Genomic DNA, 19,981 nt, shown 5'->3' on the forward strand with positions numbered 1-19,981 from the left:
TCGCCACCGGAGGTGTCGTCTGTCGGGGCGTCAGTCGTCGGTTTCGTCGTCGTCGTCGGCGTCCGGGACCGCGAAGGTGTCGATCGCCACGTCGAAGTACTCCCGCGCCTGGCGCCCCTCGCCCACCGGCGCCGACACCCACACGTCGTACATCCGCCCGGCCTCCTCCCAGCACAGGTCGTAGGTGTGCCGGGGGCCCTCCGAGGCGCTGAATCCGTCCCAGGTGAACTCCCACAGCGCGGCCGGGTGCCCGTCGTGTGTCGTCGCGGTGACCCGGCCCTCGCGGTAGCCGGGATTGGCGCTCGGGCCCCGGGCGGCCGAGCGGTCCATCACCGCCCGCGGCCCTCCCGGCTGGGCCGCGGTGATCTTGACGCCGATGCGGAAGGTCTCCCAAGGGGACATGTAGAAGACGCGGTCGCCCCGCGGGCTGCGGATGAAGTCGTCCGGAACCGCGAGCAGGAACCCCGCCGGATCCTGGGCGGTGCGGTAACCCTCGGGCGTGCCGGGTCTGTCGGCGGCGGGCCCGGCGCCGGGCGGCCGCGTCCCGGTGGGCCACGGCTGACCGTCGGACGCCGGCCGGCGTGACGTGCCGTCGGACCGGTGGGGCCGGCCGTCGGCCGGGTGTGACGTGCCGTCGGTCCGCGCCGGGCCGGTGCTCGCGCCGGTGCCGGATGCCGGACTCGTCGCCGTGCCGCCCGGCGTGCCGCCGCCCCCGTGCCCGCCCCGGTGCAGCAGCAGCGCCGCCGACACGCCGGCTCCGGTCAGCGCGGCGACGAGCAGGGCCGCGACCAGCACCGCGCGCGGGGACGGCCGCCCGGGGGACTGCGCCGACACCCGGGACGCGAGGGACGCGAGCAGGCCGTCGTGCGCGATGTCCGGCCGGGTCGGGGTGTAGGGCGCCGGGTCCTGGCGGTGCGGCCGGCCTCCGGGCAGCGCGGGCCGGTGGGCGTGGCCCGTGTCGGCCCCCGGGCCGCTCTGGCGCGTCCCGCCGAACCTGGGCAGACGGACACCGCCGTGCGGGCCCGTCGTGGCGGACTCGCCCGGCGCGGGCGGTGTGTGACCGGTGCTCAGATAGGTCCGCAGCATGCGCTCGCCGTCCGCCGCGCTCAGCCGCCGGTCCGGGTCGCGCTCCAGCAGCCCCCGTACGACGGGCAGCAGCGGCCCGGCCTGCTCGGGCGGGCGGATCTCGTCGGCGACGACGGCGTGCAGGATGCCGCCGAGCGAGTCGCGCCGGAAGGGCGACTCGCCGCTGAGCGCGGTGCACAGCAGTGCGCCCAGCGACCACAGGTCGGACTCCGGGCCGGTGCGCAGCCCGGCCATCCGCTCGGGCGCGGTGTACTCCGGTGAGCCGACGAAGGAGCCGGTCTCGGTCAGCGTGGTGGCGCCCGCGACCTGCGCGATACCGAAGTCGGTGAGCACGACCCGGTCGGTGCCGGATTCGAGCAGGACGTTGGCGGGCTTGATGTCGCGGTGCAGCACCCCCGCCTCGTGCGCCGTGCGCACCGCGCTCAGCAGGGCGACGCCGATCCGCGCGGCCTCGGCGGCGTCGACGGGGCCCTGCCGGGCGATCCGGTCGGCGAGTGATCCGCCGTCCACCAACTCCATGACGAGATAGGGTCGTTCATCCTGCTCCACCACGTCGTGCACGACGATGATGTGCGGGTGGTGTAACTGGGCGACCGCGCGGGCCTCGCGGAAGGTCCGGTCACGCCGGCGGCGCGCGTCGTCCTCCGGGAGCGAGTCGTCCGGGAGGAGTTCCTTGACCGCCACGCCGCGGCCGAGCACCTGATCGCTCGCCCGCCATACGACGCCCATGCCGCCGCGCCCGATGCGTTCCTCCAGGCGGTAACGGCCCGCGATCACCCGGAAATCGGCGCCCTCGGTCCCCATGAGCCCATCATGCCGCACCGGACCCACACACTCCGGGGCGCCGATCGGCCAAGCGGGGTGCCCTGCCTGCCATTTTCAGCCGTCTCGGTGGTCCGGGGCGCCCGGAGAAGGGCCCTGCGGGTGTCCCGGACGTCAGGCGGTCCCGGTCTCAGGGTGTACCCGGTCGGCTCAACCCTCGTCCGGCTGCTGCCAGCTCTGCAGCACCCACTTGAACTGTTCGCTGGTGGTGGTCCAGTCCTGCTCCGGCGTCGACATGTAGATGGCGTACTCGGTGCCCTGGCGCGAGAAGTAGGTCTCCTCGACGGCGTGCCGGGGTCCGGCGACGTACGGCGCGTCCTTCTTCAGCGCGGTCCAGGTGTACTCCCACCGCGAGGCCTTGCGGTCGCGGTAGACGTTCCCCGCCAGGGTCACGCGCCGGTAGTCGACCAGCCGCTGCAACTGCTGTTCGAGGTCCTCCTGGTGCCGGGTGGCGTCGGCGAAGTCGGGTGAGCTGTCGATGGAGATGCGGACGAAGTGCTTGCCCTGGTCGGGCGTGTAGTCGATCTGCTTGAGGTCGCCCTGGATGCCGTACACCTTGCGCTTCCAGCCCTTGGGCAGGGAGAGGCTGAAGCCCAGCGGGTCCTGGTGGGTCTGCCAGCCTGCGGGGCCGGCGCCCGGCCGGCCCGAGGTGCCGTGGCCGCTCTCGGCGTTCGCCTGGGCGGAGTCCCCGCCGCCGCGCGACGTGGTGTCCTGCCGTAGGCCGTCCCACTGCCGGAACGCGATCGCCCCGGCGGCGCCGAGCACGGCCGCGACGGCGACGACGAGCGCGAGGGTGCGCAGCCGGCGCCGGGGCCGGGACCGGCGCGGCGAGCGCGTCCCGCCCGACGGTCCCCCGCTCGACGGCCCGCCGGCCGCAGGGCCCGCGCCCACCGGTCCCGCGCCCGCCGGTCCCATCGCCGTCGGACCCACCGCCGTCGGACCGGTCCCGGAAGGGTTGCCGCCCATCGTCCCCGTCGTGCCCTGGCCGGGCGGGAGCGTTCCCGTGCCGTAACCGGACGCGCCCGGGGCGCCCGCGCCGGGGCCGGGCGCCCCGGTGAAACCTCCCGTGTGCACACCCGAGGTCTGCGTCGGCACGAAGGCCTGCGCGGCGCTCGGACGGCGGCCCTCCGCCGCCTCGGCGAGCATCTGCTCCGCCTCCTCCGCACCCGGCCGCTGGGCCGGTTCCTTGCGCAGCAGGGCGGCGATGACCGGCCCGAGCGGACCGGCGTGGCGCGGCTCGTCCGCCGTCTCCTCGACGACCGCCTGCATGGTGCTCAGCGGGGAGGTGCGACGGAACGGCGAGCGCCCCTCGACGGCCGTGTACAGCGTGGCGCCGAGCGCCCACAGGTCCGAGGAGGGGCCGGGGTCGTGGCCGCGCACCCGCTCGGGCGCCAGGTAGTCGACCGAGCCGACGACCTCTCCGGTCCGGGTGATGGTGGTGTCGCCCTCGATCTGGGCGATGCCGAAGTCCGTGAGCAGCACCCGGCCGTCCTGGCCGAGCAGGACGTTGCCGGGCTTGACGTCCCGGTGCAGTACGCCGGCGGAGTGCGCGGCGCGCAGCGCCCGCAGCACCCACATGCCGATGCGCGCGGCCTCCTGGGGCTCCACGCGTCCGCGCTCCTTGACCGCGTCGGCCAGCGAGCTGCCCTCGACCAGCTCCATCACGATCCACGGGCGGCCGTCGTGTTCGAGGACGTCGTGCACGGTGACCACGGCGGAGTGGTTGATGCGCGCGGCCGCCCGGGCCTCGGCCCGGGTGCGGGCCAGCAGTACGCCCCGGTCGCTGTCGGAGACGTAGAGGGCGGCGGTCAACTCCTTGACGGCGACCGTCCGGTGCAGCACCTCGTCGTGGGCGCGCCACACCCGGCCCATGCCGCCGCTGCCGATCGAGTCGGCGAGCCGGTAGCGGCCCGCTACGAGCAGGCCCTGCATCTGATTCACGTTGCCCCGCAATGCTCTTGACAGGGTCAGACTAAGTACAGGCCTTCCCTGTGGGAACAAGCGGGGTACCAAGGTGACAGTCCTGTGACGCTCACCCCGGTCGACCCGTGTAGCGGTAGGTGGCGGTGGCCTGCTCGTACAGCCGTGTGACCTCGTCGCGTTCGGCCTCGGGGCCCCGGACCTGGACGATGTGGTAGCGGCCGTTCAGCAGGATCGCCATGTTGCGCACGAACAGGTCGCGCCCCTGGCCGTCGGTCCAGGTGAACTGCCCCTCGGCCATGGTGCGTCCGCCCACCTCTATGGTGCGCAGTCCGGTGGCGGTGGCCCAGCTGGAGCCGCGGTACGGCTGGAGTTCGGGTTCCTTGTCCCGCTGGTAGGCCATCGGATCGCTGCCGTAGGACGAGGCGGCGTCCCGTCCGGGTACGAGGATCAGCTCGAAGTTCCCGTGTGCGTACACCACCTGGCCGTCGCCGTCGCGGCCCGTGCGGGCCCAGCCCTTGGCGACGGCGACCTGGAAGCCGTCGGGGTCCTTGCGCAGGGTGAAGCCGTCGGCGACGGAGGGGTCGCCGCCGGTCTGTGTCTCGGTGGCGGGCGCGGACGCGGCGGGGCCGCCGCCCGCGGTGCCGTCCCCGGACGGGGGCTGCACCGACCGGGAGGGCGCCGGGCTCGCCTGTCCCGCGCTGCCCGTCCGGTCGCCGCCGTCCTTCCGCCCGGGCATGAACAGCACGGCGTAGGCGATCGCGCCGGCCAGCAGGAGCAGGACCAGCAGGAGCAGGGTGCGGCCCAGGCTGTGCGGTGAACCGCCCTCCTCCCGGGAGCGCTTGTGCCGGCCGTGCGGATGGTTCGCGGGCAGTCGGGCGCGGCGCCGCCGCACCAGCTCGCCGCGGCGCCGGACGATCGGCAGCCGGCTCGGGTCGGCGGGCGGGACGGGGACGACATGGATGCCGGCGTCCGGCTCGGGTGCCGACCGCACCAGCGAGCGCAGCCAGCCGCCCAGTTCCTCGAAGTCCAGCCGGTCGGTGGGGTCCTGACGCAGCAGCGACTCCACGACCGGCCTGAGCGGTCCGCACTCCTCGGCGAACGCGGGCGGCTCGGCGCACACCAACTGCACCAGTTCGGCCGTCGAGTCCTCCGGGTACGGCGCGTGCCCCTGGACCGCCCGGAACAACAGCGCGCCCAGCGCCCACAGATCGGTGGCCGGCCCGATCGGCGCCGCCAGCTGCCAGTTCTCGTGTACGGGTCCGGCCTGTTCCGGCGACCATCGCTCGGTCACCGGGCCGACGACGGTCATCCGCACCTGCCGGGCCCGCTCGGCGGCCAGCGCGGTGGCGGGACCACGGCGTACGGCCCCCACGCCGCCGGGCGCGTCCCAGTCGCCGGCCGGCGGTGCGGGCTGGGCCGGGGGCTGGGCGGCGAGGGCGCCGCCCGGGTCGCCGGGGGCGACGTCGGAGCGGGCCGGGGCGGTGTCCGGCCGGCGGGGCGCGGGAGGCTGTCCGGCGCGGGGCGCCGCGAGTCCCGCTCGCCGTGGCTCCTCGACGGGGCGCGGGGAGGCGCCGTGCCAGGGCGGCCCCTGGACGCCGTAGGGGTCGGCTATCCGGGCGGGCGGGGTGCCCCCGCCCGGTCCGGCGGGGTACGGCGGCTGCCCGGCGTCCTCGCCCCGGCCGGCGTCGGCGGGCGGCCGGGCGGCGGGCAGGGCGGCGCGCCCGTTCTGCTGGGCCTCCTGGACCCGGGCGGCGGCTCGGGCACCCGCGCGGTAGGCGGCGATGGCTCCGGCCCGGGCGGCGCGGATGTCCGTCCCGCTCTCCAGCGCCCGCTGTCCCGCCGTACCGGGGGCACCGCTCGCGCCGGGCACCGCGTGCGCCTCCGGCGCCGGCAGTCCGCCGGCCGCCCGGGCCTGGATCGCGGCCCGGCGCGCGGCCTCGGGATCGACGTCCGCGTCCGGGGCGGCGCCGGCCGGTCCGGCGAGCGCCGGGCCCCGTGGGCCGTCCCCGTGTCCTGCCCCGGCCGTCGGCTCGACGCCTCGGGGCTCCCGGGCGCCGGGGAGGCCCGGGGGGCGCGCGATGCCGGAGGGGCCGGGGGAGGCCTCGGGACCCGCGAGGCTCTGTCCGAAGGCGTCCTGGGCGGGCATGTCCTGGGCGGGAACGGGGTCGTACCCGCAGAGCGCCTCCTCCGCCGCGCCGATGGCGAGACCGGTCAGCATCACCCGCCCGTCGTCGCAGACGAGCACCGTGCGGGCGGTGACGTTGCGGTGGACCCAGCCGTGGGCGTGCAGCACCCGCAGCGCCATGAGCACGTCGGAGGCGACCTCGGCCGCCCGGTACGGCGTCAGCGGCCGCTCGGCGAGCAGCGCGGCCAGCGGACGCGCGGCCACCAGTTCGCTGACGACCCACAGCGAGCCGCCCTCGGCGAACACGTCGAAGACCTGGTCCAGGCGTGGATGGTCCGGGATGCGGGCCGCCGCCTGCACGGCCTCGACGGCGCGCCGCACGGCGGGGTCGGCGGGGCGCCGGGTGGCGTCGCGTGCCGTGGGCGCCTGGCGGCCGCCGCGCGCGCGGGCCGTGAAGCCCTCGGGCAGCCCCTCCGCGTCGAGCACCTCGGCCTCGACGATCTCCGGCAACGGCACCTGCCGGACGAGCACCTCCTGGCCGCTGTAGGTGTCGAAGGCGCGGGTCTCGGTGAGTTCGTACTCGTCGGAGGGCGGCACCGGCAGGCGGTACCGGTCGGCGAGCACCCGACCCGCGTAGTCGTCCACTTTGCCTCCCCCGGGCGCCCGGTTGGTCACATCCGTTCGTCGCACGATCCGTTTCGCCCAGGCGTCCGGCTGCGTACGGTCCGCAACCATTCACGATACGTGCCGGAGGCAACCCGCATTGAGAGGATGCCGGATTATCACGGACCAAACCGGGCTCCGGCGCCTATGACTTGGGCTTGAAGGACTCCGTCAGCGTCTTCCAGGTGTCCTTGCGCAGCGCGCTGTCCCACTTCGCGGCCTTCGCGGTGTACATCAGCCCGTAACCGAGATGGTCGCCGGCCACGAACCCCCGGTCGATGCTGCGGTACTTGGTGCCGTCCGCGACGTAGGTGAACTCCCAGTCGGCCGTGTTCCAGCCGCGGTAGTCCACCTTCTCTATGCGGATCCTCTGGTACTGGGAGCGGACCATGCTCCGCTCCTGGTTCTGCCAGTCCGCGACCGGGTCGTGCTTGGGCGAGCTGGTCCATCCGACCAGCAGCTTCTGCCCGTCCGGCCCGGTGTAGCGGTCGCCGGCGTCGGAGGAGGTCGTGAACTTCCATCCGTCGGGCAGGCCGATCGAGTAGCCCTGGCCGCTCTTGCGGGTCGAGCGCGCCGGTGCGCTGCCGCCGCCCTTGGAGCCGGAGGAGTGCCCGGAGCCGGAGGAGTCCCCGGAGGCGGAGTCGTCGGCGGAGGGGGTGGAGCCCGGGCCGGTCGCCTTGTCCGACCCCGAACCGGTGCTCGCGCTCGCCGAGTTCGAGCCGTCCGTCCGCGCGCCGCCGCCCTTGCCGCCCGCGCCGCCGGTGTGCTTGTCCTCCTTGGTGGAGGCCTTGGCGCTGGACGCGGCCCCGGTGTTCTTGCCGCCGTCGCCGCCGCCCAGCGTGAGGGCCAGCACCGTACCGAGGACAGCCAGGGCGACGACGACGGCGATGATCACCAGCGTCCGCTTGGGCACCACGTCGGTCAGCGGCGCCCTCGGCGCCGGCCGCGGCCGCAGGTCGAGGTCCGGCGGCGGTACCACCGGCCAGCCCGAACCCGACTTTCCCGCATCGGCGTTCGGCGTCGAAGCGGAACCGGTTGCCGCGCCCTTGGGCCGCCCCCCGGATCCGGCACCCGCGGGCCCGGCACCCGTGGCGCCCGATCCCTTGCCAAGGGAGACCTGGCCGGCGGGGGCCGCTCCCGTCGCTGCCGTGCCCGCCGATCCCTTCGCCACAGGCGCGGAGGAGGCGGGTCGCGCGCCGCCGGTGGCCGCACCGCCCGAGCCCGCCGCGGCACCGGTGCCCGCCGCGCCGCCGGCATCCGGGGCGGTCCGGCCGCTTCCGCTCTTCGTCCGCGCGGTGGTCGCCGCGCCGGCCGCCTTGCGCATCGAACGCAGGGCCCCGCGCAGTTTCTCCCCGGCCTCCTCGCCCCGCCTGCCCTCGGGCGAACCGGGCTGGGAGGGCAGCGGAACCACGCGCGTGGCGTCCATCGGCTCCGGTTCGGGCGCGTGGATCACCGCGTTGAGCATGGCCCGGGCACCGGCGTCGTCGAGCCGCTGGGCCGCGTCCTTGGTGAGCAGGCCGTAGATGACGTCCCGGAGCGGACCGGCGTTCCTGGGCTCCTCCAGGGGCTCGGTCATCACCGCGGTGAGCGTGGCGATCGCCGATCCCTTGTCGTACGGCGGCGTGCCCTCGACCGCCGCGTACAGCAGTCCGCCCAGCGACCACAGGTCGGCCGCCGGGCCGGGCTTGTGGCCGCGGGCGCGTTCGGGCGAGATGTAGGAGGGGGCGCCGACCAGCATGCCGGTGGAGGTGATGGACGGGTCGCCCTCGACCTGCGCGATGCCGAAGTCGGTGAGCACGACCCGGCCGTCCTCGGCGATGAGCACGTTGGACGGCTTCACGTCACGGTGCAGGATGCCCTCACGGTGCGCCGAGCGCAGCACGTCGAGGATGGCGAGACCCACCTCGGCGGCCCGCCGGGGCCGCAGCAGGCCGTCCTCGCGGATGACCTCGGCGAGGGACTTGCCCTCCACCAACTCCATGACGATCCAGGGCCGGTCGTCCTCCTCGACCACGTCGAAGACCGTCACCGCGCTGTTGTTGCGGATCCGGGCGATCGCCTTCGCCTCGCGCAGGGTGCGCGTGATCAGGCGCCGCTTCTCCTCCTCGTCGATGTTGGTCGGGAATCGCAGTTCCTTGACGGCGACCGTCCGGCCGAGGGTCTCGTCCTCGGCCCGCCAGACCGTGCCCATGCCGCCGCGGCCCAGCACGTCTCCCAGCCGGTACCGCCCGGCGAGGAGACGCCCCTCGTTCTTGCCCTGACGAGTCTCCTGACGGGATGTTCCCGCCCGCTCCGCCTCCGACATGCGTCCCCTCATACAACCCGCCCTGACAGAGCCTTCATTGTCTCTCACCCGACAAGTGGGCGACGCCCAGGGTGCCTCTGGCCCCGGCCAGCGCCCCACCGACCCCGGCCCCCTCTGAAGTGGGCGTTCCGCTTACCGGGATGATGGGTCGCAAGAGGGGAGGAACCGACCGCGCCCGCACCCGGTTCACGGGACATGGACCCCACTCCCCCCTCGTCGGTGGACCGGTGTCTCACCGAAACCGTCCGCCCCATCACGCCCCTGACCCCACTTCAGGCATCACCCCCCGTCAGGTGAGCGGCACGATGTCCGGCGCTCCCAGCCGCGCCGCGTCGGCCGTCAGATCGTCCGGCTGGAGCTGGGACTCCCGCTCGGCCTCCACGCGCTTGTCGTAGTGGGCGACCTCGCGATCGATCTGGTCCTGGTCCCAGCCGAGGACCGGCGCCATCAGCTCGGCCGCCTCCCTGGCGCTGCGAGTACCCCGGTCGAAGGTTTCTATGGAGATGCGAGTGCGGCGGGTGAGGACGTCGTCCAGGTGCCGGGCGCCCTCGTGCGAGGCGGCGTAGACCACTTCGGCGCGCAGATAGTCGTCGGCCGCGTGCAGCGGCTCGCCGAGGGTGGGGTCGGCGGCGATCAGGTCCAGGACCTGGTCGGCCATCGAGCCGTACCGGTTCAGGAGGTGTTCCACCCGGACGACGTGCAGTCCGGTGCGGGCGGCTATGCGGGCGCGCGCGTTCCACAGCGCCTGGTAGCCCTCGGCGCCGAGCAGCGGGGTCTCCTCCGTCACGCAGTCGGCGACGCGCATGTCGAGTCCGTGCACCGCCTCGTCGACGGCGTCCTTCGCCATCACCCGGTAGGTCGTGTACTTGCCGCCGGCCACGACCACCAGCCCCGGCGCCGGATGGGCGACCGTGTGCTCGCGGGAGAGCTTGCTGGTGGCGTCGGACTCGCCGGCCAGCAGCGGCCGCAGGCCCGCGTACACCCCCTGCACGTCGTCGCGGCTCAGCGGCACGGAGAGCACCGAGTTGACGTGCTCCAGCAGGTAGTCGATGTCGGCGCTGGACGCGGCGGGGTGGGCCTTGTCCAGGTCCCACTCGGTGTCCGTGGTGCCGATGATCCAGTGCCGGCCCCAGGGGATGACGAACAGGACGGACTTCTCGGTGCGCAGGATCAGGCCGGTGGTGGAGTGGATGCGGTCCTTCGGTACGACCAGGTGGATGCCCTTGGAGGCGCGGACGTGGAACTGGCCGCGCTCGCCCACCATGGCCTGTGTGTCGTCGGTCCACACGCCGGTGGCGTTGACGACCTGCTGGGCCCGGACCTCGTACTCCCCGCCGCCCTCCACGTCCTGCACCCGGGCGCCTACGACCCGCTCGCCCTCGCGCAGAAACCCCGTGACACGCGCGCGGTTGGCCACCTTCGCGCCGTAGGACGCCGCCGTGCGCACCAGGGTGGCGACGAAGCGGGCGTCGTCCACCTGGGCGTCGTAGTACTGCAGGGCGCCGACGAGGGCGTCCTTGCGCAGGCAGGGGGCCACGCGCAGGGCGTGGCGGCGGGAGAGATGGCGGTGCATGGGCAGTCCCCGGCCGTGGCCGCGGGCCATGGACATCGCGTCGTACAGCGCGACGCCCGAGCCCGCGTACAGCCGCTCCCAGCCCTTGTGCTCCAGCGGGTAGAGGAAGGCGACCGGCTTGACCAGGTGCGGGGCGAGCCGCTCCAGGAGCAGGCCGCGCTCCTTGAGGGCCTCGCGGACCAGCGCGAAGTCGAGCATCTCCAGATAGCGCAGGCCACCGTGGATGAGCTTGCTGGACCGGCTGGAGGTGCCGGACGCCCAGTCACGGGCCTCGACCAGACCGGTGGACAGACCGCGGGTGACCGCGTCCAGCGCGGTGCCGGCTCCGACCACTCCGCCGCCGACCACCAGCACGTCCAGTTCACGCTCGGCCATCGCCGCCAGTGCCTCGGCGCGCTGCTCCGGCCCCAGAGTCGCTGTCCTCACCGCTGCCTCCCGCTGTCGCAGACCCGCTCGCGTCGGCCGCACCCGGTGGGCGAAGCCCGGTTCATCCCCTCCTCATGCCCAAATTCTGACGGGGTCGGCCGACTTCAGCCACCACGGGCTCCCACCCTGTGGACAACTCGCCGCACAACCCTTGGAAGACACACGAACACAATCACACATAACGGTCATATTTGTACCTAGTCTGACATCGCACTCGCTCATCCTGTGCACAGCGGTTGCGCACCTGTCCCGCTTCGGCTACTGGGAAGGACGGCCCACGCATGCCCGCAGACCTCGCCGTCATCGGACTCGGCCCCTACGGCTTGCCGCTCGCCCAGGCTGCCGTCGCCGCAGGCATCCACACCGTCGGCTACGCCACCGGTCCCGAGGTGGGCTCGCTCAGCCCCGCCGAGCTGCGCCGGATGCACGCCGCGGGTTTCCGGCCCGGCACCGACCCGGCCCAACTCGGCCGGGTGCGCACCGCGGTGATCTGCGCGCCGACCCCGCGCGGCGCCGACGGCACACTCGACCTCGGCCAGGTGGAGGCCGCCGCCCGCGCGCTGGCCGAGCGGCTCCGCCCGCACACCACGGTCATCCTGGAGTCACCCGTGCTGCCCGGCACGACGGAGGAGTTCCTGCGGCCCCTGCTGGAGGAGGGCTCGGGGCTGCGGGCGGGCCGCGACTTCCACCTCGCCTACTCCCCCAGCCGGGTCGACCCCGGCAACCGCGACCACACCCCGGCCAACACCCCCAAGGTCATCGGCGGTCTCACCCCCGCGTGCACCGAGTCGGCCGCCGCGTTCTACGGACGGCTCACCGACAAGGTGGTACGCGCGCGTGGGCTGCGCGAGGCGGAGGCGGTGCAGCTGCTGGAGACGAACTTCCGGCACGTCAACATCGCGCTGGTCAACGAGATGGCCGTCCTCTGTCACGAGCTGGGCGTGGACCTGTGGGACGTCATCCGCTGCGCGGAGACCAAGCCCTTCGGCTTCCAGGCGTTCCGGCCGGGCCCGGGCGTCGGCGGTCACGCCGTCCCACAGGACATGACCGGACACGCCACCCGCACCCTGCGCATCGTGGAGCTGGCCCAGCAGGTCAACCACCGCATGCCCCGCTATGTCGTCCAGCGCGCCGCCACGCTGCTCAACGAGCACGGCAAGTCCGCCCGCGGCGCCCGCGTCCTGCTCCTCGGCGTCACCTACAAGGCCGACCTCGCCGACCAGCAGGGCACGCCCGCGCAGGAACTCGCCATCCGGCTGATGGAACTGGGCGCCACCGTGAGCTACCACGACCCGTACGTGCCCGCCTGGAACGTCCTGGACCGCCCGGTCCCGCGCGCGGACTCCCTGTACGAGGCGGCCGCCGACGCCGACCTGACGATCCTGCTCCAGCAGCACCGCACGTACGACCTCCAGGGCCTGTCGGTGAAGGCCCAGCTGCTGCTGGACACGCGGGGGGCGACGCCGACGGGGGCCGCACACCGGCTGTAGGTGCGGCACACCGGCTCACCCACGCGCGGCGACGGCTCCCGGCCCCGCGCTCACGACATGCCGCCACGACACGCGGTCACGACACGCGGTCACGACACGCGGTCACGATCCGAGAACGGTCGTACGCGGAAAGCGGTCACGGGCGCAGAAAACCGGCGTGGCGCTGTCGTACCCGGCTGTTAGTCTCCCCCGGACTCGCCGCCCCCGTGTGCGTGCGGGTCTTTCCGTTCTCGTCTTCAGCCGTGCTCCACCTCGGGGGAATTCCTGTCATGAGCCAGTCAGCTCCACCGCCTCAGCCGCCGCAGTCCGGTCCGGTCGACGGCAACCCGTACGCCCAGCAGGCGCCGGCCGCCGCGCCGGGGGTGCCCCACCCCGCACAGCCGGGCGCCTTCGCGCCGCCCGTCCCGCCCCCGCCGGTGCGGAACAACCTCGTCCTCGGTCTGCTCGCCGCGGTCGCGGCCGCCGTGGTGGTCGGCGCCCTCTACGGCCTCGTCATCGGCGCCACCAAGCACGAGATCGGCTGGGCGGCGGTCGGCGTCGGCTTCGTCATCGGTCTCGCGGCCGGCAAGGCGGGCGGCCGCAATCCCGCCCTCGCGGTCGTCGGCGCCGTCCTCGCGCTCGGCTCGGTCTACCTCGGTCAGCTGGTCGGCGAGGCCATGATCATCGCCGATCACTTCCACCTGGGCTTCAACGAGGTGTTCTTCCAGCACCTCGGCACGGTCCAGGACGTCTGGAAGGAGGACGCCGACCCGATGACCTTCGTCTTCTTCGTCATCGCCGCGCTCGCCGCGTTCTCCGGCGCCAGGAAGGCCGCCCGGTAGCGACGCGCCCACACGGGAAAGGGCCCGGTCACCGCCGTGGTGACCGGGCCCTCGCGCGTCGTGGGAGGGGTCAGCGCCGGTGCTGGCTGTCCGCGACCGTCACCTCGACCCGCTGGAACTCCTTGAGTTCGCTGTAGCCGGTCGTGGCCATCGCCCGGCGCAGGGCGCCGAAGACGTTCATCGAGCCGTCGGGGGTGTGGGACGGGCCGGTGAGGATCTCCTCGAGCGTGCCGACCGTGCCGAGGTCGACCTTCTTGCCGCGGGGCAGCTCCTCGTTGACCGCCTCCATGCCCCAGTGGTGGCCCTTGCCGGGGGCGTCGGTGCCACGGGCGAGCGGGGAGCCCATCATGACCGCGTCGGCGCCGCAGGCGATCGCCTTGGGCAGGTCGCCGGACCAGCCGACACCGCCGTCGGCGATCACGTGCACGTACCGGCCGCCGGACTCGTCCATGTAGTCACGGCGGGCCGCGGCCACGTCGGCGACGGCCGTGGCCATCGGGACCTGGATGCCCAGCACGTTGCGGGTGGTGTGCGCGGCGCCGCCGCCGAAGCCGACGAGGACGCCGGCCGCGCCGGTGCGCATCAGGTGCAGGGCGGCGGTGTACGTGGCGCAGCCGCCGACGATGACCGGGACGTCCAGCTCGTAGATGAACTGCTTCAGGTTCAGCGGCTCGTGCGAGGACGAGACGTGCTCCGCCGAGACCGTCGTACCGCGGATGACGAAGATGTCCACGCCGGCGTCGACGACCGCCTTGGAGAACTGCGCGGTGCGCTGCGGGGAGAGCGCGGCCGCCGTGACCACGCCGGAGTCGCGCACCTCCTTGATGCGGGCGCCGATCAGCTCCTCCTTGATGGGGGCGGAGTAGATCTCCTGCAGCCGCCGGGTCGCCGCCTCGGACGGCAGTTCGGCGATCTCGTCGAGCAGCGGCTGCGGGTCCTCGTACCGCGTCCACAGGCCTTCGAGGTTGAGCACGCCGAGGCCGCCCAGCTCGCCGATGCGGATGGCGGTGGCCGGGGAGACGACGGAGTCCATCGGAGCGGCCAGGAAGGGCAGCTCGAAGCGGTAGGCGTCGATCTGCCAGGCGATCGAGACCTCCTTCGGGTCCCGCGTACGGCGGCTGGGGACGACGGCGATGTCGTCGAAGGCGTACGCCCGGCGGCCGCGCTTGCCGCGCCCGATCTCGATCTCAGTCACGTCTGTGGCCTTTCCCTATGCGTTGCAGCGCCTTCCAGTATCGCCGACGGGCGCGACGACGGCGGCCCCGGATGTCCCGGGACCGCCGTGGCAGGGCCGTCACGCGTGCGCGTGCGTCACTTCTTGCTGCTGTAGTTCGGCGCCTCGACCGTCATCTGGATGTCGTGCGGGTGGCTCTCCTTCAGACCCGCCGAGGTGATGCGCACGAAGCGGCCGTTGGCCTGGAGGGCGGGCACCGTCGAGCCGCCGACGTAGAACATCGACTGACGCAGACCGCCGACCAGCTGGTGGACCACGGAGGACAGCGGGCCGCGGTAGGGCACCTGGCCCTCGATGCCCTCGGGGATCAGCTGCTCGTCGGAGGCGACGCCCTCCTGGAAGTAGCGGTCCTTGGAGAACGACCGGCGGTCGCCGCGGGTCTGCATGGCACCGAGCGAGCCCATGCCGCGGTAGGACTTGAACTGCTTGCCGTTGATGAACAGCAGCTCGCCCGGGGACTCCTCGCAGCCTGCGAGGAGCGAGCCGAGCATCACCGTGTCGGCGCCCGCGACCAGGGCCTTGGCGATGTCGCCCGAGTACTGCAGACCACCGTCGCCGATCACCGGGACGCCGGCCTCCTTGGCGGCGAGCGCGGCCTCGTAGATCGCGGTGACCTGCGGGACGCCGACGCCGGCGACCACGCGGGTGGTGCAGATGGAACCGGGGCCGACACCGACCTTGATGCCGTCGGCGCCCGCGTCGACCAGGGCCTTGGCGCCGTCGCGCGTGGCGATGTTGCCGCCGATGACGTCGACGCCGGAGGAGTTCGACTTGATCTTGGCGATCATGTCGCCGACCAGACGGGAGTGGCCGTGCGCGGTGTCGACGACGATGAAGTCGGCGCCGGCCTCGATCAGCGCCTGGGCGCGCTCGAAGGCGTCACCGGCCACGCCGACGGCCGCACCGACCAGCAGACGGCCCTCGGCGTCCTTGGCCGCGTTCGGGTACTTCTCCGCCTTGACGAAGTCCTTGACGGTGATCAGGCCCTTGAGGACGTTCTCGTCGTCGACCAGCGGAAGCTTCTCGATCTTGTGCTTGCGCAGCAGCTCCATGGCCTCGGGGCCGGAGATGCCGACCTTGCCCGTGACCAGCGGCATCGGGGTCATGACCTCGTGCACCCGGCGGCTTCGGTCGCTCTCGAAGGCCATGTCACGGTTGGTGACGATGCCGAGGAGCCTCTTGTCGGCGCCGGTCACCGGGACGCCGCTGATGCGGAACTTGGCGCACAGCGCGTCGGCCTCGGCGAGGGTGGCGTCCGGGTGGATGGTGATGGGGTCGGCGACCATGCCGGACTCGGAGCGCTTCACCAGGTCGACCTGGTTGGCCTGGTCCTCGATGGAGAGGTTGCGGTGCAACACGCCGACGCCGCCCTGGCGGGCCATCGCGATCGCCATGCGGGACTCGGTCACCTTGTCCATGGCGGCGGACAGCAGCGGGATGTTGACCCGCACGTTCTTCGAGACGTACGAGGCGGTGTCGATCTCGTCGGGTGCCATGTCCGACGAGCCCGGCAGCAGCAGCACGTCGTCGTAGGTCAGCCCGAGTGTCGCGAATTTTCCGGGCACTCCGTCGACGTTGGCAGTCATGACACCTTCCCCAAATGGCCTTGCTCGGTGCGGATGTCCATGCTAACGGGAAGCATCGCCAGCAAATTCCACGGTGCCGGGCTACTTCAGGCTTCGTATGTTCGTACGGAAATACGGCCGACCCCGTTCACGCGGCGCGGCGGTCGCGGGCGCCGTGGGGCGACCGGCACCGGCCCGGCGCCCGCGAACTGCGCCGTTGCGGCCCGTCACCGTCGCGACGGGAAGCGGTCCGCGCGCCGGCCCGGCCTACTGTTCGGCGAGGGCGCGCAGGCGGCTCAGCGCCCTGTGCTGCGCGACCCGTACCGCCCCGGGTGACATTCCCAACATCTGCCCGGTCTCCTCCGCGGTCAAGCCCACGGCGATGCGCAGCAGCAGCAGTTCGCGCTGGTTCTCGGGGAGGTTGGCCAGCAGCTTCTTGGCCCATTCGGCGTCGCTGCTGAGCAGGGCGCGTTCCTCGGGGCCGAGGGAGTCGTCCGGTCGCTCCGGCATCTCGTCCGAGGGGACGGCCGTGGAGCCGGGGTGGCGCATGGCGGCGCGTTGCAGGTCGGCGACCTTGTGGGAGGCGATGGCGAAGACGAACGCCTCGAAGGGGCGGCCGGTGTCGCGGTAGCGCGGCAGGGCCAGCAGGACCGCCACACAGACCTCCTGGGCGAGGTCCTCGACGAAATGGCGCGCGTCACCGGGAAGCCGGGACAACCGGGTGCGGCAATAGCGCAGCGCCAGCGGATGGACATGGGCGAGCAGATCGTGAGTGGCCTGCTCGTCCCCGTCGACGGCACGATGCACGAGAGCGCCGAACGCCCCAGGGGCCTTGCCCGCCTCGTCGTCGCGCATCGGACCATGGTGCACTGCGGCCGTCCGGTCCGTCGCATCGTGCTGGTGGTTGTGCACCGAAGCGTTATGAGCAGGTGCGCCGGCACTCATCCCCTGCGCCCTCCCCTTCCGCTCGACCAACTCGTCCCCGAGAGACTCCACACCTCAAGGATGCGGCATCCGCGCCGAAACGAGCAGCACGCGTCCGGCGGGCCGCCTTGCGCAGCGGCCGCCGGCACGTCCGGCGAGGTCGGGCGGCCGGCGTCCGCGCGACCGGTGCGCGTACGCCCCGGCAGCCGCCCGGCGCCCCCGCCACAGGCGTCTCCACCAGGTGCGGGCCCGGGACTTGACCGGTGTCGCGCCGGACACCGCGACCGCCGCCCGCGCGGCCGCGCGCCGCGACGGGACGCCCGGCGCTCCGGGCCTGGACGTGACTCATGACTCGTCGGAAACCGGGGTCGGTCCGGCCGGTGCGGCGGGCCCGCACCACGCCCGCGGTCTCACACGAGACCGGGCGGACCGGCCCACTCGGCCGACGGCGTACCGCGTCTGCCGAGGGCGCGCCGGGGACGGCCCGGTCACGACCGCCCGTCCGCGCCGCCGGGCGGCCTCGCGTCCTCGCGGGTCGAAACGCGAACCGCCCGGGCGCCGCCGCACCGTCCGGGCACCGCCGCAGAGGAAGGCGGAACCGTTTCCGGCACCGGGGTCGCCGCCCGGCGCGGTCCGGTCCCGCCCGCCCCGCAGGGCTGCGCATGTCCTAGCGGACCAGTCCCCAGCGGAAGCCGAGCGCCACCGCGTGGGCCCGGTCGGAGGCGCCGAGCTTCTTGAACAGGCGCCGGGCGTGGGTCTTGACCGTGTCCTCGGAGAGGAACAGCTCGCGACCGATCTCGGCGTTGGAGCGGCCGTGGCTCATGCCCTCGAGGACCTGGATCTCACGCGCGGTGAGCGTGGGTGCGGCGCCCATCTCGGCCGAGCGCAGCCGGCGGGGGGCCAGCCGCCAGGTCGGGTCGGCCAGCGCCTGCGTCACCGTGGCCCGCAGCTCCGCGCGCGAGGCGTCCTTGTGCAGATAGCCCCGGGCACCGGCGGCGACCGCCAGGGCCACGCCGTCGAGGTCCTCGGCGACGGTGAGCATGATGATGCGGGCGCCCGGGTCGGCGGAGAGCAATCGGCGGACGGTCTCGACGCCGCCCAGGCCGGGCATGCGTACATCCATCAGGATGAGGTCGGAGCGGTCGGCGCCCCAGCGGCGGAGGACTTCCTCGCCGTTGGCCGCCGTCGTCACACGCTCGACGCCGGGCACGGTCGCGACCGCGCGGCGGAGCGCCTCTCGGGCAAGCGGGGAGTCGTCGCAGACGAGGACGGATGTCATGACCGCCCTCCGCAGCTGATGCGCGTCACCTTGAGCCTCCAGGCTGGTACGGAATCGTCACCTGTGCGGTCGACCGTCTCGGACGCCTGCCCGAGCGCTTGTGTTTTCAACCGCCTCCGCACTCTCAACGACGGTCACTCGAAAGAGTTACGGGGCCGTGTGCCGTCTTCGGCACTCTATGTGAGGGCTTCGACACGGTGGAGACATGCCCGTGGGACTTTCAACTTTTCATCACAACCAATGCCCCATTTAGCCCTTTTTCTTCCCGTTTCGCAGTGTCCGGGGCTAGATTCGCAATGAGTCATATTTTCATCTCCTTAGACCGGAGATGTACGGTCGATGGCACCGTATCCGCCCAGAACGGCTACAAGGGGTCACGTAATGGCAGATTTCTCCCGCCTTCCCGGACCGAACGCGGACCTGTGGGACTGGCAGCTGCTGGCTGCCTGCCGCGGCGTGGACAGCTCGCTCTTCTTTCACCCTGAGGGCGAGCGCGGGGCGGCTCGGAGCGCTCGCGAGAACTCGGCCAAGGAGGTCTGCATGAGGTGCCCGGTCCGTGCGGAGTGCGCGGCGCACGCGTTGGCGGTGCGCGAGCCCTACGGAGTCTGGGGCGGCCTGACCGAGGACGAGCGTGAGGAGCTGATGGGACGGGCCCGGAACCGCCTGGTGTCGGCGACGACCACCGGCGGGGGCGGCGTCCCCGATCATTAATTACTGAAGGAACGTTTCTGCACCCACGGCCCCCGGGTGCGCAACTCCCCCTTGGGCGCGCCCTGCGCGTGCCCACGACTCTGAGGTGACCGCCTCGGAGGCCGTTCCTACGAACGCCCGGCCGCCCGCGCCGCCCGGGCCAGCTGCTCCAGCGTCGCTCCCACGGTCGGCACCTGGGCCAGGTCGGGCAGGGTGAGAGCGACGATCTCCCGCCGTACCGCCGGCTCCAGCGCCACTGCCCGTACACCCCTCGGCCGCACCGACTCCACCGCGAGCTGCGGCAGTACGGCGACTCCGAGACCCGCGCCGACCAGGCCGACGACCGCGGGGTAGTCGTCGGTCGCGAAGTCGATGCGCGGGGTGAAACCGGCCCCTTCGCAGACCTGCACGAGCTGCCCTCGGCAGCGCGGGCAGCCCGCGATCCAGGGCTCCTGGGCCAGTTCTCCGATGGCGACGCTCTCGGCGCGGGCGAGCCGGTGCCGCTCGGGCACCAGCGCCACCAGGCGGTCGGTCAGCAGGGGCCGTACGACCAGGTCGTCCCAGTCCTCGGCGACCGCCGCGCCCTCGTAGCGGAAGGCGAGGGCCAGGTCGCAGTCCCCCTCGCGCAGCAGCTCGACGGACTTCGGGGGCTCGGCCTCCTCCAGGGAGACCCGGGTGCCCGGGTGGGCGGCGCGCAGGGCGGCCAGGGCCGTGGGGACCAGGGTGGAGCTGCCGCTGGGGAAGGAGACCAGCCGGACCCGGCCGGCCCGCAGGCCCGCGATGGCGGCGACCTCCTCCTCGGCGGCGGTGAGCCCGGCGAGGATGCCGGAGGCGTGCCGGACCAGGGCTTCGCCGGCCTGGGTCAGCCGCATCTCGCGGCCCGCGCGGACCAGCAGCGGGGTGCCGACCGAGGCTTCCAGGGCCTTCATCTGCTGGCTGACGGCGGGCTGGGTGCAGCCCAGTTCGCGCCCCGCCGCCGAAAAGGAACCGGTGGTGGCGACGGCGCGCAGGACGCGGAGATGTCGGGCCTCGATCACCCCCCGAGCATAAGGGAT

At 73.3% G+C, this 19,981-nt stretch carries 13 protein-coding genes; 3 read left to right on the plus strand and 10 right to left on the minus strand.

Annotated elements, in window-relative coordinates; translation table 11 throughout:
• Positions 1-30: 30 nt before the first annotated feature.
• The 5 genes from ACIBA9_RS28320 to ACIBA9_RS28340 all read right to left on the minus strand — a co-directional run bounded on the left by ACIBA9_RS28320 (position 31) and on the right by ACIBA9_RS28340 (position 10,923).
• The gene (locus tag ACIBA9_RS28320; protein WP_399367321.1) at positions 31-1,890 is read right to left on the minus strand and encodes a protein kinase; all 1,860 of its coding nucleotides are present in this window, start codon (positions 1,888-1,890) and stop codon (positions 31-33) included.
• A gap of 168 nt (positions 1,891-2,058) precedes the next feature.
• Positions 2,059-3,840 carry a serine/threonine-protein kinase gene (locus ACIBA9_RS28325; RefSeq protein WP_399367323.1) on the minus strand — a complete coding sequence of 594 codons (1,782 nt, stop codon included), beginning with the start codon at positions 3,838-3,840 and terminating at the stop codon, positions 2,059-2,061.
• Positions 3,841-3,940: 100 nt separating this feature from the next.
• Positions 3,941-6,601, minus strand: a complete 2,661-nt coding sequence (locus ACIBA9_RS28330; RefSeq protein WP_399367325.1) for a protein kinase — start codon at positions 6,599-6,601, stop codon at positions 3,941-3,943.
• Positions 6,602-6,764: 163 nt separating this feature from the next.
• Complete coding sequence (locus ACIBA9_RS28335) at positions 6,765-8,924, minus strand: serine/threonine-protein kinase (protein ID WP_399367327.1); 2,160 nt, start codon at positions 8,922-8,924, stop codon at positions 6,765-6,767.
• A gap of 289 nt (positions 8,925-9,213) precedes the next feature.
• Positions 9,214-10,923, minus strand: a complete 1,710-nt coding sequence (locus ACIBA9_RS28340; RefSeq protein ID WP_399367329.1) for a glycerol-3-phosphate dehydrogenase/oxidase — start codon at positions 10,921-10,923, stop codon at positions 9,214-9,216.
• A gap of 281 nt (positions 10,924-11,204) precedes the next feature.
• Here ACIBA9_RS28340 and ACIBA9_RS28345 point away from each other — a divergent pair, with 281 nt between their 5' ends.
• Both ACIBA9_RS28345 and ACIBA9_RS28350 read left to right on the plus strand, forming a co-directional pair.
• Complete coding sequence (locus tag ACIBA9_RS28345) at positions 11,205-12,413, plus strand: nucleotide sugar dehydrogenase (RefSeq protein WP_399367331.1); 1,209 nt, start codon at positions 11,205-11,207, stop codon at positions 12,411-12,413.
• 269 nt (positions 12,414-12,682) lie between these two features.
• Positions 12,683-13,234: a hypothetical protein gene (locus ACIBA9_RS28350; RefSeq protein ID WP_399367333.1), complete on the plus strand. Its 552-nt coding sequence runs from the start codon at positions 12,683-12,685 to the stop codon at positions 13,232-13,234.
• A 70-nt stretch (positions 13,235-13,304) separates the two neighbouring features.
• On the opposite strand, the gene ACIBA9_RS28355 is transcribed toward ACIBA9_RS28350, so the two are convergent.
• The 4 genes from ACIBA9_RS28355 to ACIBA9_RS28370 all read right to left on the minus strand — a co-directional run bounded on the left by ACIBA9_RS28355 (position 13,305) and on the right by ACIBA9_RS28370 (position 18,236).
• Positions 13,305-14,429 (minus strand): GuaB3 family IMP dehydrogenase-related protein, encoded by a 1,125-nt coding sequence (locus ACIBA9_RS28355; protein WP_362150569.1) that lies wholly within the window; start codon positions 14,427-14,429, stop codon positions 13,305-13,307.
• A 116-nt stretch (positions 14,430-14,545) separates the two neighbouring features.
• The gene (gene guaB, locus ACIBA9_RS28360; protein WP_362150567.1) at positions 14,546-16,054 is read right to left on the minus strand and encodes an IMP dehydrogenase; all 1,509 of its coding nucleotides are present in this window, start codon (positions 16,052-16,054) and stop codon (positions 14,546-14,548) included.
• A gap of 246 nt (positions 16,055-16,300) precedes the next feature.
• Entirely contained in the window at positions 16,301-16,888 is a 588-nt protein-coding gene (locus ACIBA9_RS28365; protein WP_362150564.1) for a sigma-70 family RNA polymerase sigma factor, read from the minus strand.
• A 736-nt stretch (positions 16,889-17,624) separates the two neighbouring features.
• Complete coding sequence (locus tag ACIBA9_RS28370; RefSeq protein ID WP_003948568.1) at positions 17,625-18,236, minus strand: response regulator transcription factor; 612 nt, start codon at positions 18,234-18,236, stop codon at positions 17,625-17,627.
• A gap of 381 nt (positions 18,237-18,617) precedes the next feature.
• Between ACIBA9_RS28370 and ACIBA9_RS28375 the strand changes: the two genes are divergently transcribed.
• Positions 18,618-18,947 (plus strand): WhiB family transcriptional regulator, encoded by a 330-nt coding sequence (locus ACIBA9_RS28375; RefSeq protein WP_362150562.1) that lies wholly within the window; start codon positions 18,618-18,620, stop codon positions 18,945-18,947.
• Between the two features lie 107 nt (positions 18,948-19,054).
• On the opposite strand, the gene ACIBA9_RS28380 is transcribed toward ACIBA9_RS28375, so the two are convergent.
• A complete protein-coding gene (locus ACIBA9_RS28380) occupies positions 19,055-19,963 on the minus strand; it encodes a LysR family transcriptional regulator (RefSeq protein ID WP_399367336.1) in 909 nt (302 codons plus the stop codon).
• Positions 19,964-19,981: the final 18 nt, after the last annotated feature.

It is taken from the genome of Streptomyces sp. NPDC051452 (assembly GCF_044454765.1).
Lineage (GTDB): Bacteria > Actinomycetota > Actinomycetes > Streptomycetales > Streptomycetaceae > Streptomyces.

Excerpts from the sequence above, each read along its gene's own strand:
- ACIBA9_RS28320 (WP_399367321.1), bottom strand. The coding sequence starts at position 1,890 with ATGGGGACCGAGGGCGCCGATTTCCGGGTGATCGCGGGCCGTTACCGC.
- ACIBA9_RS28325 (WP_399367323.1), bottom strand. The coding sequence starts at position 3,840 with ATGCAGGGCCTGCTCGTAGCGGGCCGCTACCGGCTCGCCGACTCGATC.
- ACIBA9_RS28345 (WP_399367331.1), top strand. The coding sequence starts at position 11,205 with ATGCCCGCAGACCTCGCCGTCATCGGACTCGGCCCCTACGGCTTGCCG.
- ACIBA9_RS28365 (WP_362150564.1), bottom strand. The coding sequence starts at position 16,888 with ATGCGCGACGACGAGGCGGGCAAGGCCCCTGGGGCGTTCGGCGCTCTC.
- ACIBA9_RS28350 (WP_399367333.1), top strand. The coding sequence starts at position 12,683 with ATGAGCCAGTCAGCTCCACCGCCTCAGCCGCCGCAGTCCGGTCCGGTC.
- ACIBA9_RS28335 (WP_399367327.1), bottom strand. The coding sequence starts at position 8,924 with ATGTCGGAGGCGGAGCGGGCGGGAACATCCCGTCAGGAGACTCGTCAG.
- guaB (WP_362150567.1), bottom strand. The coding sequence starts at position 16,054 with ATGACTGCCAACGTCGACGGAGTGCCCGGAAAATTCGCGACACTCGGG.
- ACIBA9_RS28370 (WP_003948568.1), bottom strand. The coding sequence starts at position 18,236 with ATGACATCCGTCCTCGTCTGCGACGACTCCCCGCTTGCCCGAGAGGCG.
- ACIBA9_RS28375 (WP_362150562.1), top strand. The coding sequence starts at position 18,618 with ATGGCAGATTTCTCCCGCCTTCCCGGACCGAACGCGGACCTGTGGGAC.